11 protein-coding genes are annotated in these 12,290 nt (G+C 59.6%); 7 read left to right on the top strand and 4 right to left on the bottom strand.

All coding sequences use genetic code 11. The features are described 5' to 3' along the window. Positions 1-23 precede the first annotated feature (23 nt). From astD to AB731_RS09705, 3 genes are all read right to left on the bottom strand, one after another. A complete protein-coding gene (gene astD / locus AB731_RS09710; protein ID WP_047093279.1) occupies positions 24-1,442 on the bottom strand; it encodes a succinylglutamate-semialdehyde dehydrogenase in 1,419 nt (472 codons plus the stop codon). 155 nt (positions 1,443-1,597) lie between these two features. After that, on the bottom strand, positions 1,598-1,768 hold the full coding sequence (locus tag AB731_RS13995) for a hypothetical protein (RefSeq protein WP_156167428.1): 171 nt from the start codon (positions 1,766-1,768) through the stop codon (positions 1,598-1,600). 79 nt (positions 1,769-1,847) lie between these two features. Next, positions 1,848-3,248 (bottom strand): protein adenylyltransferase SelO family protein, encoded by a 1,401-nt coding sequence (locus AB731_RS09705; protein ID WP_047093281.1) that lies wholly within the window; start codon positions 3,246-3,248, stop codon positions 1,848-1,850. A 62-nt stretch (positions 3,249-3,310) separates the two neighbouring features. Here AB731_RS09705 and AB731_RS09700 point away from each other — a divergent pair, with 62 nt between their 5' ends. The 5 genes from AB731_RS09700 to AB731_RS09680 all read left to right on the top strand — a co-directional run bounded on the left by AB731_RS09700 (position 3,311) and on the right by AB731_RS09680 (position 9,088). Then, entirely contained in the window at positions 3,311-4,186 is an 876-nt protein-coding gene (locus tag AB731_RS09700) for an alpha/beta fold hydrolase (protein WP_047093282.1), read from the top strand. Continuing rightward, positions 4,183-5,361, top strand: a complete 1,179-nt coding sequence (locus AB731_RS09695; RefSeq protein WP_047093283.1) for a glycosyltransferase — start codon at positions 4,183-4,185, stop codon at positions 5,359-5,361. Before AB731_RS09700 ends, AB731_RS09695 begins: the two co-directional genes overlap by 4 nt. A gap of 112 nt (positions 5,362-5,473) precedes the next feature. After that, on the top strand, positions 5,474-6,277 hold the full coding sequence (locus tag AB731_RS09690; RefSeq protein ID WP_047093284.1) for a tetratricopeptide repeat protein: 804 nt from the start codon (positions 5,474-5,476) through the stop codon (positions 6,275-6,277). A 17-nt stretch (positions 6,278-6,294) separates the two neighbouring features. Then, positions 6,295-7,656 (top strand): outer membrane protein assembly factor BamB family protein, encoded by a 1,362-nt coding sequence (locus AB731_RS09685; RefSeq protein WP_231638900.1) that lies wholly within the window; start codon positions 6,295-6,297, stop codon positions 7,654-7,656. Positions 7,657-7,732: 76 nt separating this feature from the next. Then, positions 7,733-9,088: a methyltransferase family protein gene (locus tag AB731_RS09680; RefSeq protein ID WP_173425744.1), complete on the top strand. Its 1,356-nt coding sequence runs from the start codon at positions 7,733-7,735 to the stop codon at positions 9,086-9,088. A 3-nt stretch (positions 9,089-9,091) separates the two neighbouring features. Here the strand turns inward: AB731_RS09680 and ubiA are convergent, their stop codons facing one another. Beyond that, complete coding sequence (ubiA, locus tag AB731_RS09675; protein WP_047093286.1) at positions 9,092-10,003, bottom strand: 4-hydroxybenzoate octaprenyltransferase; 912 nt, start codon at positions 10,001-10,003, stop codon at positions 9,092-9,094. Between the two features lie 53 nt (positions 10,004-10,056). Here ubiA and AB731_RS09670 point away from each other — a divergent pair, with 53 nt between their 5' ends. Together AB731_RS09670 and AB731_RS09665 are read left to right on the top strand one after the other, a co-directional pair. Beyond that, the gene (locus AB731_RS09670; protein ID WP_047093287.1) at positions 10,057-10,824 is read left to right on the top strand and encodes a 16S rRNA (uracil(1498)-N(3))-methyltransferase; all 768 of its coding nucleotides are present in this window, start codon (positions 10,057-10,059) and stop codon (positions 10,822-10,824) included. Between the two features lie 77 nt (positions 10,825-10,901). Beyond that, positions 10,902-12,287 (top strand): glutamate--cysteine ligase, encoded by a 1,386-nt coding sequence (locus AB731_RS09665; protein ID WP_047093288.1) that lies wholly within the window; start codon positions 10,902-10,904, stop codon positions 12,285-12,287. The last annotated feature ends 3 nt before the right edge of the window (positions 12,288-12,290 follow it).

Raw genomic sequence — 12,290 nt, 5'->3', positions numbered from 1 at the left:
AAAGCTTGCGCTACCTGACCGGTTCAGCTTTCCTTGAAGCCCACGCCGACGCTGGCTCGCGGTTGCTCCATTTCCGTGCTGGTTACCGGATAGGCGCAGTAGTCCGCGGCATAAAATGCTGCCGGGCGGTGATTGCCAGAATAGCCCACGCCGCCAAAAGGAGCGGCAGAGGACGCCCCGTTGGTCGGGCGGTTCCAGTTCACGATTCCTGCGCGGATATTGGCCCAGAAGCGGTTGTATTGCTGCGGGGTGCCGCCCACCAGCGATGCCGAAAGGCCGAAGCGGGTGTTATTCGCCTCTGCAATTGCTTCGTCAAAGTCATCGACCTTGATGACCTGCAACAAAGGTCCGAACAGCTCTACATCGGGGCGATCGGACATTGCCGTCGTGTCGATGATAGCGGGTGAGACGAAGGGCAAATCATCCTGCAAGCGCCGCATATGCTTGATCGCCTTGCCGCCGTTCGACAGCAAATAGACAAAACTTTCGGTCAATTGATCGGCAGTGGCGTTGTCGATCACCGGGCCCATGAAAGGTGCAGGTTCGTCAAACGGTCCCCCGACGATCGCGCGGTCCGCCAGTTTCTTTGTTTCCGCGACGACTTCGTCATACATGCTTGCTTTGACTATCAGCCTGCGCGCGGCCGTGCAGCGCTGTCCCGCTGTGGTGAACGCGGATTGGACGATCAGCGCCGCGGCATCGGCAATTTTGGGTGTATCCCACACGATCATCGGGTTGTTGCCGCCCATTTCCAGCGCAAGAATCTTGCCCGGATCGGTTGCCAGCTTGCGGTTGATCGCAATGCCGACCTGCGCAGAGCCTGTGAACAGCACGCCGTTCACATCATCATGCGCCACCAGCGCCTTGCCTTCATCAGGCCCGCCAATCAGCAATTGTACGACACCTTCGGGAATGCCGCAGCGGTTGAGCAATTCGACCAGCTTGGCACCGACGGCCGGTGTTTTTTCCGAAGGCTTCAGGATCACCGCATTGCCCGCGATCAGGGCCGGGATCATGTGGCCGTTGGGCAGGTGTGCGGGGAAATTATACGGACCGAGCACAGCCATAACGCCGTGCGGCTTGTGCCGCAGCGCTGCAATGCCCTGCAGCGCGCTATCCAGCTTTCGCTGACCGGTCCGCTCCCCATAGGCGCGGATCGAAATCTCGATCTTGGCCATCACCGCTTCGACTTCGGTGCGCGCTTCCCACAGCGGCTTGCCGGTTTCGCGGGAGATCAGTTCGGAAAACTCGTCATGATCCTTGCGCACTTCATTGACGAAGCGGCGCATCAATTCGATGCGGTTGGCGAGCGGCAGCGCTGCCCATTTCGGCCAGGCGCGCCGCGCACGCGCAACAATCGCATCGACATTGCCATGCGCACCGCGCCACAGTTCCTTGCCCGTAGCGGGTTCGAACGAGACTAATTCCTGCGGTGTGCCCAAGAGTTGTTGCTTTCGTTACGACTTATCTGAGCCCCCCTAACGCCACAAAGGCGCGGGGGCAAAGTTCTCACTGAAATGTAACATGAGATAGCTGCTTATCTATGGTAAAATTCTGTAAAGAAACGGCTGCCAAATTGCAAAAAAATCACTGTTTATCAATTGTATGCACCTGTCTGGCGGCGCTCGGCAGAAACTACCATCGTTATCGGATCCATCTGAATATACAGAAGCTGGCCGACCGCGTCCCGATTGCCCGGCCCGATAATCGTCGTCATTGACGTCAATCCGGCGCGGACATGCCCGATAGCGAGCGAAATGCTGGGCATCTCCTTCAAGAACTGCCCAAGCGAGGTCTGCTCACAGGAAAGCCGCCGCCTTTGGCAGTCGGTATTGTTCCTGCGGGCGTCAGTCGCAGTGACCAAGAGGTTTCGGAGGTTCACCCAGCGCGTCGCCCATACGGCGGATTTCGCCGATCTTTGCGGTGAGCGGCTGCCAATCGTCCCTTTCCGCAATAGCGTCCCAAAGCGTTTCCACTTCTTCGATCAACATGGAGACGGGTGCAGCTTCGGACCAGAATTCATGACCACTATCAAGCGGCTTGTAGCCATCCAGCGCATCGGCAAATGTGCCTGCGGCCGCGCGTCCGCCGCGATGATTGTAGAAGAAGGCGTCCGGGCCAAGTTTGCTTTCTCGCATCGCCAGTTCGGCGGCCCCGACAAGCGCGGCATCTGGCTTGTCCCCGCGCTGCTCCACTCCGAGCCGCCAGCAGAAGCGGCGCATCATGGCTTGACCATACAGTGGGCCGAAACGGTCCAATGCGGCGATCAGCGCATCGGATTCGGCCAGCGGTCGCAGTGCGATGGCAAGCTGACCAAGGTTCCAGCGGATCGCTTCGGGTTGGCGGCCAAAGGCGTATAATCCCGTCTGGTCGAAATAGGCAGCGGTGAACTGCGGTTCCCACTGCGGCAGCCATCGCCACGGCCCGTAATCGAAGCTCTCCCCGCTGATGTTCATGTTATCCGTGTTGAGCACGCCGTGGACAAACCCTGCCACCATGTAGCTTGCTGCAAGATCGGCGAAGCGTTCCGCCGCATGATGCAGCAACTGGACGGCCGGTTCATCGCGTCCGATGGCATCCTTTGGCAGGTCAGGGCCGGGGAAGGCGGCAAGGCTGTATTCGACAAGCTCTGCCAATGCGGCGTGTTCTTCCAGCGCCATCAGCCTTTGAAAGCTGCCGATGCGTATGTGCCCGTGGCTGAGCCGGACCATCACGGCAGAGCGGGTTGGACTCGGCTCGTCACCGCGCCACAATTCCTCACCGGTCTCGATCACGGAAAGGGTCTTGGACGTATAGGCGCCAAGTGCTTCCAGCATTTCTGTCGCCAGGATTTCGCGTACCGCGCCCTTCAGCGTCAACCGGCCGTCTCCGGCGCGGCTGTGCGGCGTGGTGCCGCTGCCTTTGGTGCCGCAATCGAGCAACCGGCCTGCGCCGTCACGCATCTGGGCGAAAAGAAACCCGCGTCCATCGCCGATTTCGGGATTGTAGGTGCGGAACTGATGCCCGTGATAGCGCAGCGCCAGCGGCTGGGGCAAATTGCCGGGCAGCGGATCAAACTTGCCGAAATGGCGAATCCAGTCCTGATCGGACAATTCGCCAAGCCCCACTGCCTTGTCCCAGCGTGCATTGCGAAATCGCAATTCATGGCGCGCAAATGCAGCGGCCTCCACCGGATCGGCAATAAATCGCGCAATTTCGGTGATTTTCGGGTCCGGGCGATAGTCGGCAGGTTGCGGTTCGGTTCGCATCATTCCAATAGGTGGCCATATTAACGGCGCGCTGCAAGGTGGGCGTTGGATCGGGAGCAGATATGGGCAACGCAGCCACTCGGAAACAAAGCTGGCAGGACGGAACTTGGGAAAGCGCTGACGGGCTGACCCTGCATTACCGCGATTACGCCGGTAAGGAAAATCGCCCTCCGATCCTGTGCATCCCCGGCCTGACCCGCAATGCCCGGGATTTCGAGCCGGTCGCAGATGCCTTTGCAGGCGAGTGGCGGGTTATTGTGGCAGAGCTGCGCGGGCGCGGGGAAAGCGATTACTCCAAGAACCCGGAAACGTATAAACCAGCCACCTATGTCGAGGACATCGCCGGCCTTCTTGAACATCTGGGGTTGGAAAAGGTGGTTGCGCTCGGCACTTCGCTTGGCGGGATTGTTTCGATGCTGATGGCTTTCCAGCATCCCGGTCTGTTCGCAGGGGTTGTGCTGAACGATATCGGGCCCGACGTGGATGAAGCCGGACTGGACCGGATCCGCGATTATGTCGGCCACGGTGGCAGCTATCCGACATGGATGCATGCGGCCCGCGCTCTTCAGGAAACCAGTGACGATATCTATCCCGATTATGAAATGAGCGACTGGCTGCGCCTTGCCAAACGGATGATGGTGGTGGGTAATAGCGGCCGGATCAGTTTCGATTACGACATGAAGATTGCCGAGCCCTTCCTGCAGCCTCCTCCGGCCCCGGTCGATATGTGGCCCCTGTTTGGGGCCTTGGCCGGGCGACCCGTTCTGGCTCTGCGCGGCGAGCTGTCCGATATTCTTTCGCCTGAGACATTGGCGAAGATGAAGTCCGAAATGCCCGAAATGGAAGCCGTGACCGTTCCTGGTGTCGGCCATGTACCCACTTTGGAAGAACCTTCGGCGCAAGCGGCAATTGCGCGGCTGCTGGGGAAGATCGCATGAGCGCGAAGAGCACGACGCCGAAGATACTTCACCTGCATTCCACCTTCGATGCAGGCGGCAAGGAACTCCGCAATGTCCGGCTGATCAACGCTTGGGGCAAAGAGGTCGATCATGCCATCGTTTCCGGCGATCTGGACCGGCGGGGTGCAGCCCACATGATCGGCAAGGCGCCGCGCATCAATTGGCCCAAATTCCCCCCGCTTACCGGCAATCCGACGCCGGGCCGTCTCGCCAAACTGGCCAGGGCAATGGCGGGGTACGACCTTATCTGCACATACAATTGGGGCGCGATTGACGCAGTGATGGCGCACACCGTCTTTGCCGATGCATACAAGCTTGCACCGCTGGTTCATCATGAGGACGGCTTTAACGAGGACGAGGCGAAGCGCCTGAAAAGGCGCCGCAACTGGTATCGCCGTATCGCCCTTGGGCGCTGCGCCGCGCTGGTCGTCCCTTCCGCCACGCTGGAAGACATTGCGCTGAATATATGGGACCAGCCGCGCACCCGCGTCCGGCGAATTCCCAACGGGATCGATACGCGCGCCTTCGCGGCATCGCCAAAGCGCGATGTGCTGCCCGGCCTGTTGAAGCATAAGGGTGAATTCTGGATCGGATCACTGGCGGGTCTGCGCAAGGTCAAACAGCTCGATATGCTGGTGACAGCCATGGCGCGCCTACCCGATGAATGGCATCTGGTCATCGCAGGCGAAGGGCCGGAGCGCGAAGGGCTGCTGGCACAGGCAGAGGCGCTGGGTCTGGAAGATCGTGTCCACCTGCCCGGCTTTGTGAAAGAGCCGCAAAAACTGATCGGCCATTTCGATATCTTCGCGCTATCCAGTCATTCAGAGCAATTCCCGATTTCCGTGGTGGAAGCGATGGCGGCTGGTCTGCCGGTTGTGGCGCCGCGTGTAGGCGATATCGGGAGTATGGTGGCAAGCGAGAACGGGCCGTCACTGGTGGCAGAAGGCGACGGTGCGGGACTGGCCGAATCGCTCCTGAAGCTCGCCAGTGATGGACCAGAGCGCAAGCGCATCGGTCAGGCAAACAAGCAAAAGGCACGGGCCGAATATGACGAGCAACGCATGATCGAACGTTATCGCGCGCTGTATTGGGGATTGATGCAGAAGTACCCGAGGTCAGCCGCCGGGGCGGATCAGGAGGCGGGCACGGCTTAAGCCACCATTCACGGTTGCGGGGACACTCTCGCCTCTTCGATTGAAATGCGACCGGTTCGCGCCTAACAGCGCAGCCTGATTTGTCGAAACCTGCAAAAGCAAGAAACACACCTTGGCCAAACCACCGACCCCGATCGCCCCGTCCACAACGGACAAAGGACAAAAACGCGCCGACGCGGAGCAGGAAATGCTCATGCGCGAGGTGGACGAGGCTGTCCGCCAGGATGAAGTCGGCAATTTCGCGAAGAAATACGGCGTGCCACTGGGAGGCGCTTTTGTTCTGGCAATCGCTGCGTTCGGCGGGTTCCTGTTGTGGCAAAGCAGTTCAGAGGCGTCTCTCGAAGAACGCTCTGAAGAGCTGGTTCAGGCAATGGACGAGCTTGATGCGAATAATCTGGGCCTTGCCGATGAAGAGCTTACCGCCCTTTCGGAAGGAACGGACGGCGCTGCTGCGGCTGCCGCCATGCTGCGTGCCGGTATCGCAATGGAACAGGACCGGCCAGCAGATGCTGCGGCGCTGTTCGACCGAGTTGCCAACAACGCCGAATTGCCTTCCGAGATGCGCGATATCGCAGCAATCCGGTCTGTATCGGCACAATACGATACGCTCGATCCGCAGGTCGTGATCGACCGCATCGGACCTTTGGCGCAGGCTGACAGCGCCTATTTCGGTAGTGCAGGGGAACTGGTTGCGCATGCCTATCTGGCGCAGAACAAACCTGATCAAGCTGGTCCGCTGCTGGTGTCGATTTCGCAGGATGACAATGTGCCGCAGTCGATTCGCGGGCGCACGCGCCAGCTTGCCGGATTGCTTGGCTTCGATGCCATCGAAGATGTCGATGCAGCCTTGACCGAAATTACCGGCGAAAATCCCGCGACTGCGTCAGATGTCGCAGCAGCTGGGCCGGCCCAATGAAGGCGAACGGATACTCCATGAAGAATATGAATTCCCGCAAAGCCCCCCGTTTTCTGCTGTCGGCCCTTGCGCTGACGGCTGCGCTCGCGCTGACCGGGTGCGAAACGCTCGGCATTGGTGGCGGCGATGATGAACCGGATACGCCGACAGTGGGCAATCGGCAGCCCATTCTTTCGCGCATTGCGACCGAAATCGTTGCTGATCCCGCACTTGCCAATGTTGCGGTTGTTGTTCCTCCTGCACAGGCCAACGCAAGCTGGCCGCAGGCTGGTGGAAATGCGGCAAAGGTATCTGGCCACGTAACGTTGTCAGCCACGCCGACGCAGGCGTGGACGGCTGCCATTGCCGGTACCACAAAAACGCGCCGCCTGGCCGCTGCACCTGTGGTTGCGGATGGTCTTCTGTTTGTGGTGGATACCAGCGGAACAGTACATGCCTTTGACGCGCAGACCGGCGCTTTGCGCTGGCGCCACGGGATCGTGGTTGCCGGTGATCTTGAAGATGCGACCTTCGGCGGCGGCGTAAGCTATAACGCTGGCCGGGTTTACGCGACCAATGGTGTTGGCGATGTTGTGGCGCTGGATGCCGCAACCGGGACTGAAATCTGGCGCGTAAAGCCCGGCGGCCCCTTGCGCGGGGCGCCAACCGTGGCTTTCAATTCCGTATTCGTAATGACCCAGGATAATCAGATTTTTTCCCTGGCAACCGACGACGGCGAAATCGTGTGGCAGAAAGCCGCCGCCAGCGGGCAACAAGGCGTGTTCGGCGTGGCTGCGCCCTCGGCCGGGCAGGGCACTGTGCTGGCGGGCTTTTCCAGCGGAGAGCTGGTCGCTTACCGTTACGAAAATGGCCGTGAACTGTGGTCCGACGCCTTGGCGCGTACCTCCATCTCGACGCAGGTTGGCACGCTGACCGATGTCGATGCCGATCCTATTATCGATCAGGGCCGGGTCTATGCACTGGGTCAGGGCGGACGAATGGCTGCCTATGAATTGCTGACCGGACAACGAATCTGGGAATTGACACTGGCGGGAATTTCCACGCCGACGATTTCGGGCGAGTGGGTCTTCACCCTGACCGACGATGCCCGCATCCTTGCAATTCAACGCAATACAGGCCGGATCCGCTGGATGACCCAGCTTGAGCAGTGGCGCGATGCTGAAGACCGCGAAGGGCCGATTTTCTGGACCGGACCGGTACTTGCCAGCAATCGCCTGTGGATCGCCAGCTCTCGCGGGTTCGTCAAATCAGTAGATGTAATGACCGGCGAAGTGGCTGATTTCACGGAACTGGATGATGGCGTTTCACTGCCTCCGGTGGTGGCAAACAATACGCTGTACATACTGGACAACAGCGGACGGATTACTGCATGGCGCTGATGAGGGAGGCGCCGGGGCGCTTGATCTTTCGACCATTACCCGGCTTTTAACCCTTCCGCGCTAGGGCATGGGGGTGATGAGCGCAGATACGCAAACCGGCTCGCGGCTTCCCGCCAGCGATGTTTCCCCTTGGGTTGGTCTTGTCGGCCTTGCCACGCTGCTTGCCTATATCCTGCTCGCCCGCAGCTTTCCCGAAATTGCCGCCATGCTGGGCTATCCAGACCAGTTCGGGCGCCTTTCCGGCCCTTATTCCGCGATGCTTGCAATGGTGCTGACCGGTTCAGCGATGGCGGCCTATTCGCTTGTCGTGGAGAAGGTGCATCGCAATCCTTCGACCGGGATTGATTGGGAAAATCGCCGCCCAATTTCCGAAATCATCGACATTTCGATCACAAAATTGGCGGGCCTGTGGGCGACATGGTTCATCATCGGAGGGCTTTATTGCCTTGGCCGGTGGTACTGGGAGGGGCAATATCTCTTCGCCATGCAGGTTCTTGGCGCAGCGATCATCCCGCTGGTCGTGCTTTCAGTCCCGTACGTAATCTGGATCGACCGTGTGATGAAAAATCCGCGGGACCATTCATGGCATTTCGGAGCCATGCTGATCGGGCGCGAGGCATTTGATCTGGAAGAGGTCAAAAAGCATTGGCGCAGCTGGATCATAAAGGGCTTTTTCAGCGCCTTCATGATTTCCATCATTCCCATCGGGTTCGCCGCTGTGGTGGATGCCGATGCAGCTGGCATCCTGGGTGACCCCGTGCGGCTGGGCGTGCTGCTTTTCGAACTGTTGTTCGTGATTGATGTGCAGATCGGCACCGTGGGTTATCTGCTGACTTTCCGCCCGCTCGATGCGCATATCCGCAGTGGTAATCCTTTCCTCGCCGGATGGATTGCGGCGTTGGCGTGCTACCCCCCATTGGCGTGGGGTGTGCTGGGCAATATTATCAATTACGATGTGAACACGGCCGATTGGGCATATTGGTTTGCCGATTATCCTCCGCTGCTGTGGATTTGGGCTGCCTGGCTGGTATTTCTTACCGCGATTTATGCCTGGGCGACGTTCGCCTTCGGCATTCGCTTTTCCAACCTGACCTATCGCGGCGTCATCACCAATGGCCCGTATCGCTACACCCGCCATCCGGCCTATGTTTCGAAGAACCTGTTCTGGTGGAGCAGCACTATGCCGTTCCTCGTGACCAGCGGTTCGACGGTCGATATGATCCGCAACACCGTCTTTATCGCGGTTGTCAGCGGGATATATTATTGGCGCGCGCGCACCGAAGAGGCGCATTTGTTGCTGGAAGACCCGAAATACCGCGAATATTACGACTGGATGGAAGACAACGGTGTGATTACCGCGCGGCTGGCAAGGCTGCTACGCTGGGCCAACCCGCGCAAAGGCGCCGGCATTCAGGCGCAGCCCGCAGAATAACCCTTACGCGCCGGCATTCCCGACGATGAAACATCCCGCTGCCACCAAGGCTCCGGCAAAGCGATTGGAACGGAAGCGGGCGAGGGGGTTGTCCGGGTCTGCCGGATCAAGGGTGACGACTTGCCACGCCAGATGTAGCGCTGCCGGGGCCAGCGCCAGCAATGCCAGCGGATCGCCTCGTAGCATCCAGAATGCCAGCGCCCAGAGCGCAATTGCCAAACCGTAAAACAGCGCCACGCCGCTCTTCACGCGTCCGCCCATGCGCAAGGCAGAGCTCTTGATGCCAACCAGCGCGTCATCCTCACGGTCTTGCAAGGCGTAAATCGTGTCATATCCGATCGTCCAGCACGCCGCGCCCGCATACAATGCCAGCATTACGCCGAAGCCATCATCACGCATGGCAGTCCAGCCGACCAGCACGCCCCAATTGAACACCAGCCCCAGCCACGCCTGCGGCCACCACGTGATGCGCTTCATAAAGGGATAGGCGGCGACCAGCAGCACGCTGCCCAGCGCCACCAATTGCGCCGTGGGGCGGAGTTGCAGCAGCACGATCAGGCCGAAAAGGCTAAGCGCCACCAACCAGATCCAGGCAGCGCGCCTGGACACTCTGCCGCTGGCAATCGGGCGATTGGCAGTGCGGGCCACGCTCTTGTCCAGATCGGCATCGACAATGTCGTTATAGACGCAGCCAGCAGACCGCATCGCAATAGCGCCCAGCAGGAACCAGGGGGCAAGCATCCATTGCAGCCCCGCGCCGGTCAGCCAAAGCCCCCATGTGCAGGGCCAGAACAGCAGCCAGAAGCCGATAGGTCGGTCAAACCGTGCCAGCAGCGCGTAATCGCGCAAAGGCTGCGGCAGACGTTCAGCAAGGCTGCGGTGCTGGGTATCGGGAGTGACGGTTTCCGCGCTCATGTTCTCATTCCTTGGGCTTGCCTGTTAGCCGTGCTTGGCCCTACTGCCTAGCCATGCCCGCAACACCCGAATGGCCCCCGCGATCTGCTCCCCGCCTGTTTGTGGAGCAAACTGTCGAGCTTGACTGCCAGCTGCGCATATCGGGCAATCAGGCGCATTATCTATCCCGCGTCATGCGCGTGAGCGAAGGCGATACGATTATCGTATGCGACGACGAAACCGGCGAATGGGCAACCCGCGTTGTGGAGACGGGCAAACGCGAAATTATCCTCGATCCGGTCGAGAAGCTGAGAGAGCGGGAGCCGGTGCCCGACCTGTGGCTGTGTCCCGCCTTGCTCAAGAAGGACCGCTTCGACCTTGTGCTGGAAAAGGCGACGGAATTGGGTGTGGCCCGCATCGCGCCGATTATCACACGGCGCTGCGTGGCGGACAAACTCAATGCGGAGCGTGCCCGAAATATCGTGACAGAAGCGGCTGAACAATGCGCCCGCACCGCGCTCCCGCAAATTGATGAGCCGGTGAAGCTCGACAATTTCCTCCGCAATCTGCCAGCAAACCGCGTACTATTTTTCGCAGACGAATTGATGAGCGGGGAGGGCGCGGTTTCCGCTGCACATGTCTTCGCCAGCAATCCGCCGCCCGCCGCCATCCTGATCGGTCCTGAAGGCGGTTTCGATGATGCGGAACGCGACCTTATCCGGTCGCACCATCAGGCAAAAGCCGTTGCGCTGGGGCCGCGGATACTGAGGGGAGAAACCGCCGCCATCGCAGCGATTGCACTGTGGATGGGCGTGATGGGCGATTGGCGCGCACAAGATTAACGCGCAGCAGGGCCAAGAATTTTTGCAGGTGGCGCATTCGGGCTGATCAGCTAAGTCCGCCGAGTGAAGGAGAGACCATGAGTACGCGAACAAATTCGGGCGAAGACGATGTGCGCATCGAGAGCCGTGATCAACTGGTCGAACCGATGCAACGCGGCGAAAAGCCGGAAAGCCAATGGCGTATCGGTACAGAGCATGAAAAGCTGGTCTACAAGACCGGTGATTTTCACGCACCCTCCTATGGCGAGCAAGGCGGCATTCGCGATATCCTGATGTCCATGCGCCAATTCGGCTGGGAACCGGTCGAAGAAGCAGGGCCGGACGGCAAGGTAGATGTGATCGCGATGTCGGGCGATGATGGCACGATCAGCCTTGAACCTGCTGGCCAGCTGGAATTGTCTGGTGCCCCGCTGGAAACCTTGCACCAGACCTGCGCCGAAACAGGCCGTCACCTCACACAGGTGAAAACAGTTGGTGATGAACTTGATGTCGGCTTTCTTGGGCTTGGCATGTGGCCTGACAAGGCCCGCGCTGATCTGCCGCTTATGCCGAAGCAGCGATACGCCATCATGAAGCGGCACATGCCGACGGTCGGAAATCTCGGTCTCGACATGATGCTACGGACATGTACCATTCAGGTTAATCTGGACTATTCTTCAGAGGCGGATATGGTAAAGAAGTTCCGCACAGGCTTGGCATTGCAACCGCTCGCCACCGCGCTTTTTGCCAATTCCCCCTTTACCGAAGGCAAGCCCAACGGCTTTCTCTCCTACCGCAGCCATATCTGGTCGGACACCGATCCGCACCGCACCGGAATGCTGCCGTTCGTATTCGATGAAGACTTCGGGTACGAACGCTACGTCGACTACATGCTCGATGTGCCGATGTATTTTGTCTACCGGAACGGCATCTACATCGACGCCGCCGGGCAAAGCTTTCGCGACTTCATGAAAGGCGAACTGCCGGCTCTTCCAGGTGAATTGCCGACGCCCGCCGATTGGTGGGACCACCTTTCAACCGCCTTCCCCGAAGTGCGGCTGAAAAGCTTTCTCGAAATGCGCGGGGCCGATGGCGGCCCTTGGAACCGCATATGCGCTCTGCCTGCATTCTGGGTCGGCCTGTTGTATGATGACACCGCTCTGGATACGGCATGGGATCTTGTGAAAGACTGGTCGATGGAAGAACGGGAGGGCCTGCGCAATGCAGTGCCCGCTCAAGCGCTTGGCGCTGCAATTCCGGGCGGCGGGACCTTGCGTGATCTTGCCAGCGAGGTTCTCGATATCGCCCATGCAGGTCTTGTGGCACGCGGGCGCCTCAATTCCATGGGCGACAATGAAAGCGGCTTCCTGAATCCGCTCCGCCAGATTGTCGACACAGGCAAAGTCCCCGCCGAAGTTCTGCTGGACAAATATCACGGTGAATGGGGCGGGGACATTACCCGCGTCTATGAAGAGAGCTTTTGACAA

It is taken from the genome of Aurantiacibacter marinus, from assembly GCF_001021555.1.
Taxonomy (GTDB): Bacteria; Pseudomonadota; Alphaproteobacteria; order Sphingomonadales; family Sphingomonadaceae; genus Alteraurantiacibacter; species Alteraurantiacibacter marinus.
Note: the sequence above shows the minus strand (reverse complement) of the source record. Positions and strands in the feature narration are given on the sequence as shown.